Raw genomic sequence first — 17,484 nt, 5'->3', positions numbered from 1 at the left:
CTCACATGCGCTCCGGCGCGCCGACACCGAGCAGGCCCAGGCCGTTGCCCAGCACCTGACGGGTGGCGGCGACCAACTCCAGCCGGGCCGCGTTCACCGGGGTCACCGGGTCGTCGCCCTTGGGCAGGATGCGCAGTGTCTTGTTGGTCTGGAAACGGTGGTAGGCGCCGGCCAGCTCCTCCAGATAACGCGCGACGCGATGCGGTTCGCGCAGGGCGGCGGCGCCGGCCACGATCGCCGGGTACTCGCCCAGGGTGCGGATCAGCTCACCCTCCTCGTCGGCGGTGAGCAAGCCGTAATCCGGTGCGACACCGGCGAATTCGAACTCCGTGGCATTGCGGCCGACGGCGCAGGTGCGAGCGTGCGCGTACTGCACGTAGTACACCGGGTTCTCGTTGCTCTGCGTGGTCCACAGATCCAGATCGATATCGATCGAGGAGTTGACCGAGCTGCGCACCAGCGCGTACCGCGCGGCGTCCACGCCGATCAGCTCGACCAGATCGTCCAGGGTGACGACGGTGCCGGCCCGCTTGCTCATCTTGACCGCCACCCCGTCGCGGACCAGGTTCACCATCTGGCCGATCAGCACCTCGACGGTGTCCGGATCGTCGCCGAAGGCGGCCGCGGCGGCCTTCAACCGGCCGATGTACCCGTGGTGGTCGGCGCCGAGCATGTAGATGCACAGGTCGAAACCACGGCCCCGCTTGTTCTGGAAATAGGCGATGTCACCGGCGATATAGGCGGAATTGCCGTCGCTCTTGATGACCACCCGGTCCTTGTCGTCGCCGTATTCGGTGGAGGCCAGCCACCAGGCGCCGTCCTGCTCGTACAGTTTCCCGGACGCCTTCAGCTGCTCCACGGCCTGTTCGACCGCGCCGGAGGCGAACAGCGAACTCTCGTTGAAGTAGACGTCGAAGTCGGTGCCGAAATCGTGCAGGCTCGCCCTGATGTGCGCGAACATCAGCTCGACGCCCTCGCGCCGGAACAGCTCGTGCCGCTCGCCGGCGGGCAGCTCCGGCGCCTGCGGATGCGCCGCGACGATGGTGCCCGCGATCTCCTCGATGTAGGCGCCCGCGTACCCGTCCTCCGGCGTCGGCTGCCCGGTGGCCGCGGCGACCAGCGAATTGGCGAACCGGTCGATCTGCGCGCCGTTGTCGTTGAAGTAGTACTCCCGGGTGACGTCCGCGCCCTGGGTGGCCAGGATCCGGCCGAGCGCGTCGCCCACCGACGCCCAGCGGGTGCCGCCGAGGTGGATCGGGCCGGTCGGGTTGGCCGACACGAACTCCAGATTGATCCGGGTGCCGCCGAGCGCGTCGCCGGTGCCGTAGGCCGCCCCGGCGGCCCGGATCTGCGCCACCAGCGCGCCCTGCGCGGCCGCGGCGAGCCGGATGTTCAGGAAGCCCGGCCCGGCGACCTCCGCGGTCTCGATACCGTCGGCGCCGGACAGCGCCTCCGCCAGCGCGGTGGCCAGTTCACGCGGATTCAGGCCCGCCTTCTTGGCCACCTGCATGGCCAGATTGGTGGCATAGTCACCGTGTTCCGGATTGCGCGGGCGCTCCACTTTGACCTCGTCGGGCAGAACGGCGGGGTCCGATCCGCGTTCGACGAGCACCTTCGCCGCGGTAGCGCGAAGGAGATCTGCAAGGTCAGCTGGAGTCACGAGTCTCTATCCTATGGTCTGAGCAGGTGGGCGCCGCCAGCGGCCACCTCCCGGGCAACCGTCCGGGCACGGCCGGCAGCACCGGGTTGCCGCACCGCGGATTGTCCGAGCACTCCAGAGAGCACATTCGAGAGGCAGCACAGAAGCGATGCCGAACACCAGCGCCAAATCGGCCAAGGCGATTCGCGCCGCCGCGAAATCGTCACCTGCCCGCAAGGGCGGTGGCGGCGGGGGCAAGTTACCCAACAAGCGCCAGATCCCCTGGCCGACGATCGGCGCCGCCGTGGTGATCGTCGCGCTGATCGCCGCCCTCGCGGTCTACCTGGTGCCGATGTACCAGAAGAAGGCCGACGCCGAGAAGTTCACCCCGACCGCGCAGAAGAAGGATCCCTCGTTGCAGATCCCCGGCGTGGTCACCAAGGAGTACAAGGGCGCGCTGCACGTCAGCGCCACCCAGCGCGTCGCCTACGACCAGAGCCCGCCGTTCGGCGGCCCGCACGACGCCTCCTGGGCGGACTGCACCGGCAAGGTCTACGGCAAGGCCATCCGCACCGAGAACGCGGTGCACTCGCTGGAGCACGGCGCGGTGTGGATCGCCTACAACCCGGACAAGGTCTCCGGCGGGGCCCTCGACACCCTGAAGCAGCAGGTACAGGGCAAGCCCTACATGCTGATGTCGCCGTATCCGGGCCTGGACTCGGCGGTCTCGTTGCAGTCCTGGGGCCATCAGCTCAAGCTGAGCAGCGCCGACGACAAGCGCGTCGGCGAATTCATCAGCGCGCTGCGGCTGAACCAGTACGGCGTGTACCCCGAGGTCGGCGCGGACTGCGCGAATCCGACCTTCAACACCGACAACCCGCCGCCGTTCGACCCGACCCCGCCGGGCCCCGGCGCGATCCCGATGGACGGCAAGGGCCTCAGCCAGGACCAGACCGAGCTCAGCGGCGGCACACCCGGTGGCATGCCGGGGCTGCCCGGCGGTATCCCCGGCCTGCCGGGTATGCCGGGCGTTCCCGGTGGCGCCCCCGGCCAGCCGGCGCCCGCCCAGCCCGCGCCCGGCGAACCCGCGCCCGCCGAGCCCGGATCGAACCAGTAGATGTCCGAGGAGCTCTCCGACGACGACGTGACGACCGCTGCCCCCGGCCATCCGGCCGGGCGGCAGCGGACCGCGCTGCTGATCCTCGCCGCGGTCGGGTTGCTGCTGGCCGGCTTCGCCATCGGCCTCATCGCCCGGATGCCGTTGCAGGACAAGGGCGACGACGCCGCGCCGAGCGCGGTGGACGTCGGTTTCTGCCAGGACATGTCGGTGCATCACACCCAGGCGGTGCAGATGGCCGCGTTCGAGCTGTCCAACGGCAGCGACGCCGACGTGAAGCGGCTGGCCTACGACATCGTGACCACCCAGCAGAACCAGGTGGGCCGAATGCAGGGCTGGCTACAGCTGTGGGGCAAGCCGCTGCTCGGTGATTCCAAGGGCTACATGGGCTGGATGACCGAGGCGATGAACGAGCACGACCACGGCGCCACCCACGCCATGCCGGGTCCGATGGCGACCATGCCCGGAATGGCGAGCGATCAGGAGATGGAACAGCTGCGGACCCGGACCGGCACGGCCGAGGACACGCTGTTCCTCCAGTTGATGCTGCGTCATCACCAGGGTGGGGTGTCGATGATCGACTACGCGATCGATCACGCCGTCACCGATGCCGTGCGCACCCTCGCCCAGAGCATGAGCGCCAGCCAGACCAGTGAGATGCAGTTGATCTCCGGGATGTTGACCGCCCGCGGCGCCACTCCCCTGCCGATGAGCTGAAACGCAGGTCGGACCCGCTTTTTGGTGCACGCCGCCGGATAGGATACGCTTTCGGAGCCCGATCGGACGACGTGAGAACGATCGACGAGCGGGTCCACCCAGCCCTCGTAGCTCAGGGGATAGAGCGTTTGCCTCCGGAGCAAAAGGCCGCAGGTTCGAATCCTGCCGAGGGCACAGGTGAGCAGCGGCCCGGACCGGCGTAAGCCCGTCCGGGCCGCTGTCGTTCACCGGCCCGGTGTCACGGTTGCGCCGGATGGCAGAGCACCGGATTGTCCAGTTCGCTGCACGGCAGATCACCGTGCGACCGGATGATGTCGATGCCCACCTGATCGGTGAGATACCGCAGGAAACTCGCGATCAGCGAATCGGCCTTCGGTTCGCCGTAGGTGTAGGCGTATTCGGTCTCCCAGTACGGATACGCGTTGTGCAGCGCATGCTCACGATCGGCGGGCTGGCCGTCGATGCGGACCACCGCCACATCCTTGCTGCGCAGGGTCGCCGTACCCAGTTCGCTGTAGCCGATCGCACCGTCCGAGGCGGCCACCGTGTCCAGCAGCTTGTCGGTGGTGAGCTGTTCGCAGTGCGGCGGCCCGGGAATCGCCTTGTTGTAGACGGTCTCGCAATCCTTCGAATTGACCCCCGCCTCCACCGCGCCGAGCACCCGGGATTCGAAGGTGGTCCGGGTGCCCGAGCCCAGTTGCCGCGAGACCAGCCGTACCGGCAGATCCGCGCCGCCGAGCTCCGACCAGTTGGTGATCCGGCCCGCGTACAGATCCTGTAGTTGCGCCCGGGTCAGATCCAGCACCCGCGCCTTCGGATTGACGACCACCGCGAACAAGACGAAGGCGATCGGCCGGGCCAGCAGATCCGGGAAGCCGGAGCGTTTCTCGCCGTCGGAGAACGCGATGATCGGCGGCGTCTGCCCGCTGCGGGTTCCGGCCTCGTTCAGGCTGGTCAGCCCGGCGTCACTGCCGCTGCTCTGCGGGTCGAAGCCGAAGGTGGCCTTCCCGCAGGTGTGCTGGTACGACTGGGCCACATCCGCGAGCACCGGCGCGAAGGCGGTGGAGCCGGTCACCGTGATCCTGCCCGAGGCGCAATCCAGCGGCGGACGGGCCGGCCGGAAGAAGGTGACCTCCGCGACGATCACCGCGATCAAGAAGACCACCAGGCCCAGCGCCGGCCCCGAAGGCCCGGTGCGACTGCGGGTCTCGTGCAGGCTGCCGCCCTTCAGCCCGCCGGACACCACCGGCGGCGGATAGTGCCGGTCGCCGGAGATCCGTTCCAGGATGGCCAGCACCTTGTAGTGCTCACCGCGGTTCAGCGGCACCCGCGGCAGGTCGATGTAGCCGGTGTCGCGCTGCTCGTCCTCGCGGGTGCCGATGCCGGAGTCCCGGCCGAGGCTCTGCTGCAATCCGGGATCACTGAGTTCGGTGACGGCCATGCCGATCACGCGACGCCGGGGAAACCCGATGTGCAGGCCCACCGGATCGTTGTCCGGGACCTTGTAGTCGCTGGTGTCGATGGTGGTGAAGCCGCTGTTCTCCATCCGGATCAGCACGATGGACAGATCGCCGAGCTTCGGGCTCTTGCCACCGGCCGCGGCGGCGGGCCGCAACTGGGTCAGCACCCCGGAATATCGGGATTCCACCTCACCGGTCACCGGGGTGTCCATCTGCACGCGGTAGCCGAGTCGCTTCAGGCCGCGCACGACCGAATCCCAGAAGAAAATACCGACCGGCACCACCACGCCGGCCACGGCCACGATGACGCCGAGAAGACTGTTGTCCACCGAATCCCGCCCCTGACGAATAATGTTGTGTCCGACAATCTTCGAGATCGGTAGCGGTCGGCGTTAAGGCAGTTCGGCCACTGTTCATCAACCGTCCGACGCCGGTTCTCGTGCGGCCCGGCGGCCCGCTCCCCGGCCGTGCCGCTGTCCGGGCCGGCCCGGGTGTCCCGTAGGTTCGAGGGCACTATGGACGCGTTCTACCACCCGGACCAGGCGGACCCGAACCGGTTCGAATCGACCGAACTGACGCGGGGACCGTGGTCACCGGACGCACAACACGCCGGACCGCCGTCGGCGTTGCTGGCGCATGTGCTGGAGCGTTGTGAGCCGCGGGCGGGGTTCCGGATCGGGCGGCTGGCGGTGGAGATCCTGGGCCCGGTGCCGATCGCGCCATTGACCGCCGAGACGCAGGTGGTGCGCTCCGGGCGCAATGTCGAACTGCTCACCGCCACATTGAGTTCCGAGCGCGGACCGGTGCTCAGCGCCCGCGCCTGGCGACTGCGCACGGCGGCCCCGGAACTCGACCTGCCCACCGAGGTGCTGCCGTCCGGCGCGCATCCGGGCCCGGAGACCGTCACCGAACGCACGCCGTTCCCCTCCGATCAGGCGGTGGGTTTCCACACCGGCATCGACTACCGGTTCGTCTCGGGATCGTTCCGCGATCCGGGACCGGCGGTGTGCTGGATCCGGCTGCGGTATCCGATCGTCGCGGGCACGGCACCCAGCCCGCTGGAGCGTGCCCTGGCCGCGGCCGACTCCGGCAACGGCGTGAGCTCGGTCCTCGACTGGGACCGCTATCTGTTCATCAACACCGACCTCACCGTCACCCTGCACCGGGAACCGGCGGGCGAATGGGTATGCCTGGACGCGGCGACCTATCCGGAGCGCACCGGCATCGGACTGGCCGAATCCCGGTTGTACGACGAGAAGGGCCCGCTCGGCCGCAGCACCCAGACCCTGTACCTCGCGCCGCGCTGAACCGGATCCACCTGTGGCGCAGTGAGTTTCGGAACCCAGCCGACTACCGGTGCGACAGCGCGCACCCGAGGTGGGGCCTGATTCCGCGCAACGCGGACCGTGGCGGCGGCACTCACGCGAGACCGGCGCCGGGCACTCCGACGGCGGCGCTCACGCCGGTGGTGGCGAGGTCGGATTGCGCTGCAAGGTCGGCCCGACATCGGCGGCGAGCTGGTCGACGGTGAGTCCGACGACCGGCGGGATGTACCGGCACAGCGCGGTGCCGAGCAATTGCGCCACCGTCAGCGCCGCCCGGATCGCCGACGCGCAGCACCGCGGGCATCACCTGCCCGGCGAACACCTCCCGGACCCGGTCGCCGACCACGTCGTCGGTGACCGCCGACCGCAGCAGCGTCCGCAGCACCTCGTCGCCCGGTGGCGTCTCCCACAGTCGCACGAAGTGCCGGATCACCAACTCGCCCAACGTCTCCGAGGCCACCGCCGCGAGAGCGGGGATGGCGAGATCGACATCGGCGGCGGCGAACGGCCCCTCCTTGTTGCCGTGGCAGCGCATCACCAGGGAGAAATCGATCCCGGCGACGCCGCCCATGTCCACAGCCCCGCCGGTGGCCCGGGCATGAACATCGGCGTCCAGGACGGTGAACCGGCCCGGCCGCTACGCGCACTTCAGCTGGAAGCTGGCGGTGCTGGTATTTCCGGGTGTGACATCGACTTTCACCGGTGACGGGCTGCCGAGCATACATCCGGAGGGCACGCCGGTCGCCGCCACCTGATAGCAGCCACCGGGCAGATCGTGGGTGGCGGCGCCCTCGTGGCCCGCGGTGGTGAGGGTGGCCAGCGACGCGCTGGAATCGCACTTCGACACCCCGACCCCGAGGCCGGAGGCCGGGTACTGCTCGGCTCCAGTGGTGGCCTGCACCTTCAGCGTGCCCTGGCCGGCGGCCGGACCGGCGCCTTCCTGAGGGGTCGCCGCGGTCGCGGACCCGGAATTGTCGGACGCATGCGAGCACGCGGTCAGCGGCATCACCAATGCGGCACAGGCGAGCAGGGACAGGACGAACAGCGGGCGGCGCACCGGGCTCCTCTCCGTCGGGCGAGGGCGCTCCCGGCCTTCGCACGGCACCCACCCTAGGCGTTCCCGGCGGCGGCGCAAGGCAAGCCGGGCGCGCGCCTTGCGTTCAGCGAGAACGGCGGGCCCGCGATCGCGGACACCGGCTACCGTCGACGCGCCCGGACGCACCCGGAGTGGAGAGCCGTACCGAGGTGAATGTGAAATGAATATTTTCCAGGAATGCTGACATGGGAGGTAACTCTCGATATGCTCTTCGGTTGATCAATTCCGGGTCATAGGGGGGAAATTGGTTCTCGTTGTTGCTGCCGTCGCCACGCCGAACACGGAATCCGAAACCGCACGCGCCCGCTTCGGCGGCACCGGCGTGACGGTCCTGGCCGTGCTCACCGCCGCGGCACTCACCATTCCGGGCCTGCGTTACGACTATTTCGGCGACGAACTGTATTTCGTCGCGGCCGGTTCCCGGCCCGGCATCGCCTATGCCGATCAGGGCGCGCTGGTGCCGTTGCTCGCCCGGTTCACGGATCTGCTCGCACCCGGATCGGCGGTGGCGCTCCGGATTCCGGCGATCGTCATGGCCGCCCTCGCCGTGGTCGTCAGCGCGGCCATCGCCTACGAATTCGGCGGCCATCGGCGGACCCAGTTGCTGGCCGGGGTCGCCTACGCCACCTCGCCGCTGGCCTTGACCCAGGCGGCACAGCTGAGTACCTTCTCCCTCGACGCGACCCTCCAGGCCACCCTGGTATGGCTGCTGATCCGCTGGATCCGCACCCGCGACGACCGTCTGCTGATCCTGGTCGGACTGGTTGCGGCCGGGGACATCCAGGTGAAATGGCTGATCCCGGTGACCCTATGCTGTCTGCTCGCCGGGCTGATGGTCGCCGGGCCCCGGCGACTGTGGACACGACGCGCCTTCTGGCTCGGCGCCCTGGTGTTCGGCGCCGGGGCCGCACCCGATCTGTACTGGCAGGCCACGCACGGCTGGCCGGAACTGGCGATGAGTCACGTGGTCGGCGCCGAACAGGACGCCGCGGGAGGCGGTCCGCTGGCCTGCATCCCGCAGATCATCGGCCTGGCCGGACTGCTCGGCGGGCTGCTGGGCGGCTGGGGGCTGTGGCAGTTGCTGCGCTGGCCGCCGCTGCGGCCCTACCGATTCCTGTTCGTCACCGCCGTGTCCATGATCGCGGTCGTCCTGATCGGCCACGGCCGGCCGTACTACGTCGGCGGGCTGATGCCCGCGGTGTTCGCCGCCGGCGCGGTCGGCCTGTCGGCCTTCTACGACACCCGATGGCGGGACCGGGTGCGCCGGGGCGCGGTCGTCGCGGCCGCCGGATCGCTGGCGATCATCGCGGTTCTGCTGGCCGCGCTGCCCTTGCCGCGATCGGGAGTGCGCGAGCCCATCACCTCGCCGAGCGGTTTCGCGGTGCGGTCGGACCTGTACGGCCCCAGCGGCTGGCAGGACCTCACCGCCGGCGTCGCGGCGGCCTACCGGCAACTGCCGCCGGGCGACCACGACCACACCGTCCTCATCGCCCAGAACTATTGGCAGGCAGGCGCGCTGGAGAAATTCGGGCCCCGCTACCGGCTACCGGCCACCTACAGCCCCAACCGCGGCTACGGCTTCTTCGGCCCGCCACCGGCGACCGCCCGCACCGTCCTCTACATCGGATTGGACAGCGCCGCACCGGCATTGCGGCGGCAGTTCGAATCGGTGGAACCGGCCGGCCGGATCGACGACCCGCTCGGCTACCCGGGTGTGAACCGCGGGGTCGCCGTGTTCGTCTGCCGATGGCCGACCGCCCCCTGGCCCGTTCTCTGGCCGTCCATGACGCAACTCCAACTGCCCCTGGGCATCTGAATCTACTTCGGGGCGGGTACGGCGACGAGCCGGGCGACCTGGGCCGCGTCGATGACGCCCGGATCCAGCTGTGGCGCTTGCGGATCCAGTGGCGGCAGCGCCCCGGCGGCCGGGACGTTCTCGGCGACCGGATATTCCATCGCGGTGCCGTCGTGCAACAGCTGCTGACCCGCCGCGCCGGTGACGAACCGCAGGAATTGCTGTGCGGCCGCCTGATTCCGGCTCGATTTCAGCACCCCGCCCGCCGATACCGAGACGACGGCACCGGGATCGGGGCTCGCGAAGAAGTGCGGGGCGGTGTGGTCGCTGTGCTCGGCGGCGGCGGAGCGGTCGGCCACGCGATCGTCGCCGCCGGCCCGATCCCGGAACCAGTGGTCCGCGAAGACCAGGGCGCCGTCGTAGCGCGCGGCGTCGACACCGGCCATGGCCGCCCCGGGACTCTGGGTGGTGACGGCATCCGCCCGCGCACCCTGGAGCCAGGTGCGGGCGGCGGCCTCACCCTGCTGCGCCAGTACCGCCGCGACCACCGCCCGGAACTCGGCGCCTCCGGTGTCCGCACCCCAGCGGCCCCGCCACTGCGGCTGCGCCAGTTCCAGCAGCGAGGCGGGCAGCCGGTCGGCCGGGAGCTTCGCCGGGTCGTAGACGAAAGCCAGTGTGCGCGCGGCGATTCCGGTCCAGGTCCCGGTGGTGGCGCGGTACCGCGGCGGCACCTGCGCGAGCGTGTCCCTGTCCAGGGCGGCGAACAGCCCGGCGTGTTCGACCTGCGCCACCGCCGGAGCGTCGGCGGCCAGGAACACGTCGGCCGGCGACGCCGCGCCCTCGGCGACGATCTGGTTGCCCAGGTCGGTGTCGTCCCCGGTGCGCAGCGTGACCTTGATACCGGTCGCCGCGGTGAAGGCATGCGCCCAGTCCTGGACCAGCGATTCCGGCCCACCGTCGTAGACGAGGATCCGATCGTCGCCGGCCCCCGGACGCGCACACGCCGTCGCCGCCGCGAGCACCGTCAGCACCGCGGCCACCGCGGTGGTCGCCCTCCATCGCACCGGCGTCACCGCACACTCCTTCCGAGCCGCGCCCGTCATCGGCATCGGTTGCCCAACGTACTGCACCCGCCCGGCACGGACCGCGGCTAGCCTGGACGGGCAGGAGCGAGAACGGATCTGTGACATGAGTTGCTGTGGACCGACCCGCCGCCGAGTGCTCGGCGCGCTCGCGACCACCGTCGCCGCCCTGCCCGTGCTGGCCCTGACCGGCACCGGCCCGGCGCGGGCCCAGGGCCCGGTCGTCGCCACCGACCTCGAGGTGGTCACCGTCACCGACACCGCGGTGATCCTCACCTGGACCACCCGGGCCCCCGACGGCACCCCGGTGGCCGCCGATACGGAAGTGGCGCTGGCACCGGCGGATTCACCCGCCGCACCCCGGCCGGTCTACGCCGATCCGGCCCCGACGCCCTACCACTACGCCGAGATCCGGGGTCTGGAACCGGGCCGTAGCTACCGGTTCGAGGCGCGCTCCGGCGGCCTGCTCGCGGTCGCGGCCCCGAACCTGATCACCGGCCGCCCCGGCACCCCCGAGGCGCTCGGCGTGGTCACCACCCTGATCCCGCCGCCGGGCCGCTACCTGCGCACGGTCGCGCTGTCCAACGACGTGCACATCGGCGAGACGGTGGCGGGCCTGATCCGGCAGAACCTGCCGCCGGGAGTCGGCCAGGAACCCGGTCTGCCCCCGTATCCGGAGGTGATGCTCACCGCGCTGCTCGACGATCTGCGGCGTCCCGACCGGGGCGTACACCACCTGCTGGTCGCGGGCGACCTGACCGCCGAGGCCAGGCCCGACCAGGTCGCCACGGTCCGGTCGGCGCTGGACGCCTGGGGCGCCGCGGACCGCGACTGGTTCGCCGTCCGCGGCAACCACGACCGCCCGCACCTCGGCGACGACTACGACGGCTGCACCCCCGACACCGACGACCGGCACCACGACTGCTGGGGCGACCGCTTCGCCCCGCGCGGCCGGCTGGCCGAGCACACGGTGGGCGGCCTGCGCCTGCTCGGCCTGGACACCACCGAACTCGACATCGCCGGCGGCAGTATCGAACCGGAACAGCTCGATCACCTGCGCGGCGTGCTGACCGCCGATCCCGACCGCCCGACGCTGGTCTACGGCCATCATCCGGTCACCACCGAATCCGGCGCCACCAACATGAGCGGCATGGACTTCATCCTCGACCGCGGCGACGCGGCCACCCTGCACACGCTGTACCGCTCCGCACCCGGGGTGTTCCTGCACCACGCCGGCCACAGCCACCGCAACCACCGCAGCCGCCCCGACCTCCCGATCCCGGTCGACTTCGTGGAAGTCGGCGCGGTGAAGGAATATCCGGGCGGCTACGCCATACTGCGCCTGTACGAGGGCGGCTACATGCTGAACTTCTACAAGACCCGTACCGAGGCGGCGAAACGCTGGAGCACCCGCAGCCGCGGCGAATACCTGGGTCTGGAACCGGAATACACCCTGGGCAGCACCGCCGACCGCAACTACGTGGTGACGCGCGACCTGTCCGGCCTCACCGCCGCCTGAACCAGCGCGTCGCGGCGGGCCCGGCGGCTCCCAGGAACCCATGGCGTCGGGTCCCGTAACCTGGGCCGCGTGTGGAAGCGGGTGGCGGCGGTTGCCGCGATCGCGATCGGGGTCGCCGGGTGCGCGCACTCCGGCGGCACGTCCACGACCGGGATGACCACGGCCGCTCCGGCCGCTTCCCCGGCGCTGGACATCGGCCGCTGCGGGTCCGCCGATACCGGCGAGCTCGGCCGGACGCTCGGAATCGCTGGGCTGGAACAGGTTTCGGTCAATCCGCTGCGCTGCGCCTGGGCGGCCGGGAGCGCCGCCGGGGCGGGATATCAGGTGGTGTTCGCCTGGTTCCGCGGTAGTTCGCTGGCCGAGCGGCGCGGCCAGGTGACCGGGCAGGCGACCACGGTGACCGTATCCGGCCGATCGGGTATCGCCTGGTCCGGCCCGGCCTCGTGCGAACTGGCCGTCGACTCCGGGGGCCGGGATTTCATCGACTGGACGCTGCTCGGCGCCGGACCGGACCGGGACCGGCAGTGCGCGGTCCTGCCGCAGCTCGCCGCCGACACCCTCACGAAGGCAGGCTGATCTCGTGCGCACAGCGATTCTCGTCCGCACGGCGATCCGGGCCGGACTCGCCGCGACGATTCTCGCGGCCACCCTCGCGGGCTGTTCCGGCAGCCACTCCGACCACCCGGCGCCGTCGGCCGCGGATCCGAATCTCCTGGCGGGCTGCGGGCCGCTGGCCGATCAGGTCATCGCCGGTCAACTGCACGTGGCACAGGTGCGGCCGCAGACCCAGCCGACCATCTGCACCTGGACCGCGGACCTGCCCGGCGGCGGCACGATCGACCTCACCTACGCCTGGCTGCGCGAGGACACCTTGCAGCAGGATCTCCAGGTGGCGGCGCAATTCGGTTATCGCATCGAGAAATTGGTGCTGAAGAAGTTCGGCGGCATGTACTGGCGTGATCCCAACGATCCCGGCAGCTGCGCCGTCACGACCGCCGACACCGGCACCGTCACCTGGTGGGTGCAGAACCGGGACCATGCCGCACAACCGGATCCGTGCGCCGCCGCCATGGGATTGATGCAGGCCACCCTGTCCGTCGACGGTGTCTGAACCCGGACTACTTGGAGTTCAGCGGATTCGCGGGCGTACCCGCGACCTCCATCGGGCTCGGATTGGTCCCGCCGTGGGTGCCGCCGGGGGCCGAGGTGTGGTCCAGCACCAGCAGTCCCGCCACCGTGGCGCCGAGGGTGGCGGTGACCGCCGCGGCGGCGACGAGTTTGCGCTTGGACACGCCGTTGGGCCCGGGCACGGCAGGCTTCCCGGCGAACCGCACCCCGCGCACCCGGCGCGCCGAGGGCAGCTGGGTCGCCATCAGCACCGCCCCGCGCGCCGAGACGAATTCCGGTTCGGGGTCGTAGATCGAGGGCAGATCGAGCAGGCCCTCCACCGTCGTGCGGATGCCCGGGTTGCGGGTGCAGCCGCCGAGCAGCGCCACCGCCTGCGGTTGCACCCCCGTCTCCTCGATCAGCTGCCGCACGTACGAGACCGAGTGGTGGATGCCGGCGGTGACCAGCTCGTTGAAATCGCTGCGCGTCAGCACGACTCGCGAATGGGTGCGCGGGTCGGTGGCGGTGACCACCGGCGAGGCGGTGAGGGCCTCCTTGTACGCGCAACTGGTCGGCCGGTCGATCGCGACGCCGTCGTGGGCCAGGCGCCAGCGCAACAGCGCGTCGTGCCCGTCGCCGCCGACGACGGTGCTGTGCCGGCCGGCCAGGATGGCATCGGTGCGACAGTCGGCCTGGGTGACGGTGAGGCCCGAGGCGCCGAGGTCGTAGATGAGTACCGTGCCCTCGGCCGGCAGCCGGCCGCTGAACCGGAGATAGCGCAACTGCGCCAACGGCTCGTCGACGATCGTGAGGCGGCTGCGGCCCGCCGCGGCGCGGACGGCTTCCTCGTGTGTCGGGCAGCGGGTCGTCACGGCGATACCGGTGACGAATTCGTCACGGCTGGTAGCGGCCTCGCGCATCAGCTCGATCGCATGGAAAACCGCTTCGTCGACGCCGGCGCCGGAGGGGCGCGGCACCGTGCAGTGATCGATGGGGGGGAGGTGTGGCTGATCGGAGTGCGTGAGCATTGCGCGCGCACCCCCGGCACCTGCTGATACCCCGAGGACCAGCACCATGGCTCAATGGTGAACCTTTTGCGGCGCAATGCCAAGCGCGTCGCGGGAAAGTCGCTGGGTGGAAGCTCAATAGTTATCGGACAGGTATCAACGGCGGCGTGTCACGACCATCGCGCCGGTGTGTCGCCACTGTCGAAGTCGCCCGCGGCACGGCGGAATTCCGCCAGCAGCGTGAGCAACAGCCGCAGGCGATCCGGCGGCAGGCCGGGGCGGGCGAAAACCCGGTCGTTCAGGTCCGCGGTCGCCCGGCCTACCAGATCTCTTCCCGCGGTGGTGATCTCGATCAACGTTGCCCGGCGATCGCTCGGATGTGGCACGCGCTTCACCAGGTTCGCGGCTTCCAGCCGATCCACGGTGTTCGTCACACTTGTCGGATGCACCTGCAATCGCGCGCTGGCGACCGCCATCGGCAGGGCGCCGGAACGGCTGAAACTCAGCAGCATGAGCAACTCGTATCGGGAGAAGGTCAAGCCCGTTGGGCGCAATGCCTCGTCCACTCGCGCCATCACGATCTGCTGCGCGCGCACCAGCGAGGTGACCGCCGCCATGCCGTCGGCCACGTCACCCCAGCCGTGCGCGTCCCACTGCCGGTGGGCCTCCCCGATCGGATCCAGTGGAAGTGGACGTGGTGTCGCCATACGGCGAGTCTATTGATTCCGATCATCCTGACCGCAATCCTCGGTATCGCCGACGACCTCCGGCATGATGATCACGACGATGCGGGCGTGGCCGAGTGGTGAGGTACCGGATTGCAAATCCGTTCACGTGGGTTCGAATCCCGCCGCTCGCTCTGATCGGCACCGTTTCTCGTCGTGACCTCAGCGATTGCCGAAGTTCGCGGCGCGCTTCTCCACGAAGGCCGCCATGCCTTCCTTCTGATCCTCGGTCGCGAACAGCGAATGGAAGACCCGCCGCTCGAAACGCAGCCCCTCGGACAGGGTGGTCTCGTACGAGCGGTTGACCACCTCCTTGGCGACCAGCACCGAGGGCAGCGACAGCGACGCGATGGTCTCCGCCACCTCGAGCGCGGTGGCCAGCAGTTCCGCGGCCGGGACGATCCGGGCCACCAGCCCGGCCCGCTCCGCCTCGGTGGCGTCCATCGTGCGCCCGGTCAGCACCAGGTCCATGGCCTTGGCCTTGCCGACGGCCCGGGTCAGCCGCTGCGAACCGCCCATACCCGGGATGATGCCGAGCTTGATCTCCGGCTGACCGAACTTCGCGGTATCGGCGGCGATCAGGATGTCGCACATCATGGCCAGTTCACAGCCGCCGCCGAGGGCGAAGCCGGAGACCGCCGCGATGATCGGCTTGCGGAACGCGGTGAACCGGTCCCAGCCCGCGAACTGGTCGGCCAGGAACATGTCCATGTACGACTTGGACTGCATCTCCTTGATGTCGGCGCCGGCGGCGAACGCCTTCTCCGAACCGGTCAGCACGACCGCGCCGATACCCTCGTCGGGCTCCAATTCGTCGAGCGCGGCGGTGATGTCGACGAGCACCTGCGAGTTCAGCGCGTTCAGGGCCTTCGGCCGGTTCAGCGTGATGAGCGCGACGCGGCCCTTGCGCTCCAGCAGGATGGTCTCGAAATCGGTCACGACTGCTCCTCCGATCGGGTGCGGACATTCGTGACGATAGCGGAGGCGCCCGAATCCACCAGACCCAGTTCACGATCGCCGAGCGGGATGAAATAGGAGTCGACCAGTTCGGCGCTGACGTCGGCCAGGTCCGGCGGCAACCACTGCGGCGAGCGATCCTTGTCGATCACCTGCGCCCGGATGCCCTCGCCGAGATCGTGACTGCGCAGCCCGGCGACCGAGACCCGGAACTCCCGGTTCAGGGCGTCGGCCAGTCCGGCGTCGCCGCGCGCCTCGCGCAGCGCCCGCAGCGTCACCTTCAGCGCGGACGGCGATTTGGCCAGGATGTCCGCGGCGGCCTGCCCGGCCCGCGGCGCCGGATGCACCCGCAACGCGGCCACGATCTCCTCGACACTGCCGGCGGCGTAACAGGCGTCGATCCAGTCACGCTGCCCGAGCAGTTCGGATTCCGGTGCGGCCTCGGCGAATTTCGCGATCGCGACATCCGCCTCGGTGACACGCAACGCCGCCAGCAGCGCCGGCAACCGATCCGACGGCACGTAATGGTCGGCGAACCCCGCCGCGATCGCATCGCCCGCGGACATCCGGCCCGCGGTCAGCCCCAGATGGGTCCCCGTTTCGCCGGGCGCCCGCGACAACAGATACGTGCCGCCCACATCGGGGATGAACCCGATCCCCGTCTCCGGCATCCCGACCGACGACCGCTCGGTGACCACCCGATGACTGCCGTGCGCCGACACGCCCACGCCACCGCCGAGCACCAGCCCGTCCATGATCGCGACATACGGCTTCGGGTACGCGGCGATCAGCGCGTTCAGCGTGTATTCGTCCCGCCAGAACTGCCCGCTCGGCGAATCGGGCCCACCCACCCGATCCTTGGCATCCGCGTACATGCCGACGAGATCGCCACCGGCACACAGCCCGCGCTCCCCCGCCCCGGTCAGCACGACCGCCCGCACCTCGCCATCATCGGCCCACGCCCGCAATGCCGCCAGCATCGCCAGCACCATCGCGTGGTTCAGCGCATTGATCGCCCGCGGCCGCGCGAGGGTGATCACCCCCAGCCCGTCCTGTTTCTCGATGAGCACATCGTCGGTCATCGGCCACCCTCTTCCTACCGCGGGCAGGCTGCACCCGGCCACATTCTCACTGAATGAATAAATCTATAGTCGGATGTCCATGCATCACAGCCTGCTGTGAGATAGTCCATAGCCCCGTGAACAGGACCGGAGCAGCCACAGGAACTCCGGTGCGGTGATGATTCCGGCAGGTCAGGGGCAGTGGCGGGCGACGGCCGCGAGTGCGGTGTGGTCGGCGGTGGTGAGCGGGAGGTCGTAGCGGGTGGCGGCGGTGAGGTATTTGCCGGCGTAGAAGCAGTGGTAGGCGGGGGCGGGCGGGAGCCAGTCGGCGGGGGTGCGGTCGCCCTTGTCCTCGTTGCTGCCGCCGTCGACGGCGAGCAGGTTGACCTCGACGTCGTTGGCGAATCGGATGCGTTGCGGCAGTGACCAATTCGCGGCGCCGAGATCCCAGGCGGCGGCCAGGGGGTAGACGTGGTCGATCTGGACCGCGCGGGCCCGCGCGCGGTCGAAGGGGATGCGGCGGCCGGTGTACGGGTCGGACAGGGTGCCGGTGAGCACGATGCAGTCGCGGCTGCCGGGACGGAAGCGGACGGCCGTCAGCTGGGCGCCGAGCACCCGGTTGCGGGCGTCGCAGTCGTGCCGGCCGTCGGACCACGCGGGGCCGAAGACGCACGCCTGCGTGGCCAGGCAGCCACGGTCGTAACCGCCGGGGCGGGTCCGGTGCTCGACCACGCGCACCTCGGTGAGCAGTTGCTCCAACCGGGCCCGCGTGGGGCTGCCGGGGGCGGGGGTCGCCGGCGTGCGCGCACAACCCGCGAGTAGGGCGCAACCGGCCAGCAGGACGGCGACGACCGCCGTGACCAGGCCACGACGCGAT

At 70.2% G+C, this 17,484-nt stretch carries 18 protein-coding genes, 2 tRNA genes and 1 pseudogene; 10 read left to right on the top strand and 11 right to left on the bottom strand.

Features of this window, described 5'->3' with window-relative positions; all coding sequences use genetic code 11:
* Window position 1: 1 nt before the first annotated feature.
* Window positions 2-1,660, bottom strand: coding sequence for an arginine--tRNA ligase (argS, locus tag LBW94_RS33870; protein WP_225061443.1), 1,659 nt, complete (start codon window positions 1,658-1,660; stop codon window positions 2-4).
* A 148-nt stretch (window positions 1,661-1,808) separates the two neighbouring features.
* Between argS and LBW94_RS33865 the strand changes: the two genes are divergently transcribed.
* The 3 genes from LBW94_RS33865 to LBW94_RS33855 all read left to right on the top strand — a co-directional run bounded on the left by LBW94_RS33865 (window position 1,809) and on the right by LBW94_RS33855 (window position 3,647).
* Complete coding sequence (locus LBW94_RS33865) at window positions 1,809-2,756, top strand: DUF3105 domain-containing protein (protein WP_225061442.1); 948 nt, start codon at window positions 1,809-1,811, stop codon at window positions 2,754-2,756.
* On the top strand, window positions 2,757-3,473 hold the full coding sequence (locus LBW94_RS33860) for a DUF305 domain-containing protein (RefSeq protein ID WP_225061441.1): 717 nt from the start codon (window positions 2,757-2,759) through the stop codon (window positions 3,471-3,473).
* Window positions 3,474-3,574: 101 nt separating this feature from the next.
* Window positions 3,575-3,647 (top strand) — tRNA-Arg (locus LBW94_RS33855).
* A 64-nt stretch (window positions 3,648-3,711) separates the two neighbouring features.
* Here LBW94_RS33855 and LBW94_RS33850 read toward each other — a convergent pair.
* Window positions 3,712-5,262, bottom strand: coding sequence for a substrate-binding domain-containing protein (locus tag LBW94_RS33850; RefSeq protein WP_225061440.1), 1,551 nt, complete (start codon window positions 5,260-5,262; stop codon window positions 3,712-3,714).
* 186 nt (window positions 5,263-5,448) lie between these two features.
* On the opposite strand from LBW94_RS33850, the gene LBW94_RS33845 reads away from it, so the two are divergent.
* A complete protein-coding gene (locus LBW94_RS33845; RefSeq protein WP_225061439.1) occupies window positions 5,449-6,240 on the top strand; it encodes a thioesterase family protein in 792 nt (263 codons plus the stop codon).
* Window positions 6,241-6,390: 150 nt separating this feature from the next.
* Here LBW94_RS33845 and LBW94_RS44525 read toward each other — a convergent pair whose 3' ends face one another.
* Window positions 6,391-6,519, bottom strand: coding sequence for a hypothetical protein (locus LBW94_RS44525; protein WP_416277006.1), 129 nt, complete (start codon window positions 6,517-6,519; stop codon window positions 6,391-6,393).
* 79 nt (window positions 6,520-6,598) lie between these two features.
* A pseudogene (locus tag LBW94_RS44520) lies at window positions 6,599-6,793 on the bottom strand (TetR/AcrR family transcriptional regulator); the annotation flags it as partial.
* On the opposite strand from LBW94_RS44520, the gene LBW94_RS44515 reads away from it, so the two are divergent.
* A complete protein-coding gene (locus LBW94_RS44515) occupies window positions 6,782-6,964 on the top strand; it encodes an FAD-dependent monooxygenase (RefSeq protein WP_266272793.1) in 183 nt (60 codons plus the stop codon). The pseudogene LBW94_RS44520 and the gene LBW94_RS44515 sit on opposite strands and share 12 nt — an antisense overlap.
* On the opposite strand, the gene LBW94_RS33830 is transcribed toward LBW94_RS44515, so the two are convergent.
* Window positions 6,896-7,315 (bottom strand): hypothetical protein, encoded by a 420-nt coding sequence (locus LBW94_RS33830; RefSeq protein WP_225061437.1) that lies wholly within the window; start codon window positions 7,313-7,315, stop codon window positions 6,896-6,898. The two genes, LBW94_RS44515 and LBW94_RS33830, sit on opposite strands and share 69 nt — an antisense overlap.
* A 283-nt stretch (window positions 7,316-7,598) precedes the next feature.
* Between LBW94_RS33830 and LBW94_RS33825 the strand changes: the two genes are divergently transcribed.
* Complete coding sequence (locus LBW94_RS33825; RefSeq protein ID WP_225061436.1) at window positions 7,599-9,170, top strand: ArnT family glycosyltransferase; 1,572 nt, start codon at window positions 7,599-7,601, stop codon at window positions 9,168-9,170.
* A gap of 2 nt (window positions 9,171-9,172) precedes the next feature.
* Here the strand turns inward: LBW94_RS33825 and LBW94_RS33820 are convergent, their stop codons facing one another.
* Entirely contained in the window at window positions 9,173-10,222 is a 1,050-nt protein-coding gene (locus LBW94_RS33820) for an extracellular solute-binding protein (RefSeq protein WP_225061435.1), read from the bottom strand.
* 115 nt (window positions 10,223-10,337) lie between these two features.
* Between LBW94_RS33820 and LBW94_RS33815 the strand changes: the two genes are divergently transcribed.
* From LBW94_RS33815 to LBW94_RS33805, 3 genes are all read left to right on the top strand, one after another.
* Complete coding sequence (locus LBW94_RS33815) at window positions 10,338-11,750, top strand: metallophosphoesterase (RefSeq protein WP_225061434.1); 1,413 nt, start codon at window positions 10,338-10,340, stop codon at window positions 11,748-11,750.
* Window positions 11,751-11,819: 69 nt separating this feature from the next.
* On the top strand, window positions 11,820-12,326 hold the full coding sequence (locus LBW94_RS33810; protein ID WP_225061433.1) for a DUF3558 family protein: 507 nt from the start codon (window positions 11,820-11,822) through the stop codon (window positions 12,324-12,326).
* Between the two features lie 4 nt (window positions 12,327-12,330).
* Window positions 12,331-12,861: a DUF3558 family protein gene (locus LBW94_RS33805; protein WP_225061432.1), complete on the top strand. Its 531-nt coding sequence runs from the start codon at window positions 12,331-12,333 to the stop codon at window positions 12,859-12,861.
* Window positions 12,862-12,868: 7 nt separating this feature from the next.
* Here the strand turns inward: LBW94_RS33805 and LBW94_RS33800 are convergent, their stop codons facing one another.
* Window positions 12,869-13,885 (bottom strand): Hsp70 family protein, encoded by a 1,017-nt coding sequence (locus LBW94_RS33800; RefSeq protein ID WP_266272789.1) that lies wholly within the window; start codon window positions 13,883-13,885, stop codon window positions 12,869-12,871.
* Window positions 13,886-14,034: 149 nt separating this feature from the next.
* Complete coding sequence (locus LBW94_RS33795) at window positions 14,035-14,571, bottom strand: MarR family winged helix-turn-helix transcriptional regulator (RefSeq protein ID WP_225061430.1); 537 nt, start codon at window positions 14,569-14,571, stop codon at window positions 14,035-14,037.
* 81 nt (window positions 14,572-14,652) lie between these two features.
* Here LBW94_RS33795 and LBW94_RS33790 point away from each other — a divergent pair.
* A tRNA-Cys gene (locus LBW94_RS33790) sits at window positions 14,653-14,723 on the top strand.
* A gap of 28 nt (window positions 14,724-14,751) precedes the next feature.
* Here the strand turns inward: LBW94_RS33790 and LBW94_RS33785 are convergent.
* From LBW94_RS33785 to LBW94_RS33775, 3 genes are all read right to left on the bottom strand, one after another.
* On the bottom strand, window positions 14,752-15,528 hold the full coding sequence (locus LBW94_RS33785; RefSeq protein WP_225061429.1) for an enoyl-CoA hydratase: 777 nt from the start codon (window positions 15,526-15,528) through the stop codon (window positions 14,752-14,754).
* Complete coding sequence (locus tag LBW94_RS33780; RefSeq protein ID WP_225061428.1) at window positions 15,525-16,628, bottom strand: enoyl-CoA hydratase/isomerase family protein; 1,104 nt, start codon at window positions 16,626-16,628, stop codon at window positions 15,525-15,527. The genes LBW94_RS33785 and LBW94_RS33780 overlap by 4 nt, the downstream gene beginning before the upstream one ends.
* A 171-nt stretch (window positions 16,629-16,799) precedes the next feature.
* Window positions 16,800-17,471: an HNH endonuclease family protein gene (locus LBW94_RS33775; protein WP_416277005.1), complete on the bottom strand. Its 672-nt coding sequence runs from the start codon at window positions 17,469-17,471 to the stop codon at window positions 16,800-16,802.
* Window positions 17,472-17,484 lie beyond the last annotated feature (13 nt).

This window comes from Nocardia sp. alder85J, from assembly GCF_020176955.2.
In the GTDB taxonomy this organism is placed as follows: Bacteria; Actinomycetota; Actinomycetes; order Mycobacteriales; family Mycobacteriaceae; genus Nocardia.
Note: the sequence above shows the minus strand (reverse complement) of the source record. Positions and strands in the feature narration are given on the sequence as shown.

Coding starts and splice junctions, on each gene's coding strand:
- LBW94_RS33815 (WP_225061434.1), top strand. CDS start 10,338: ATGAGTTGCTGTGGACCGACCCGCCGCCGAGTGCTCGGCGCGCTCGCG.
- LBW94_RS33845 (WP_225061439.1), top strand. CDS start 5,449: ATGGACGCGTTCTACCACCCGGACCAGGCGGACCCGAACCGGTTCGAA.
- LBW94_RS33780 (WP_225061428.1), bottom strand. CDS start 16,628: ATGACCGACGATGTGCTCATCGAGAAACAGGACGGGCTGGGGGTGATC.
- LBW94_RS33795 (WP_225061430.1), bottom strand. CDS start 14,571: ATGGCGACACCACGTCCACTTCCACTGGATCCGATCGGGGAGGCCCAC.
- LBW94_RS33865 (WP_225061442.1), top strand. CDS start 1,809: ATGCCGAACACCAGCGCCAAATCGGCCAAGGCGATTCGCGCCGCCGCG.
- LBW94_RS33800 (WP_266272789.1), bottom strand. CDS start 13,885: ATGCTCACGCACTCCGATCAGCCACACCTCCCCCCCATCGATCACTGC.
- LBW94_RS33860 (WP_225061441.1), top strand. CDS start 2,757: ATGTCCGAGGAGCTCTCCGACGACGACGTGACGACCGCTGCCCCCGGC.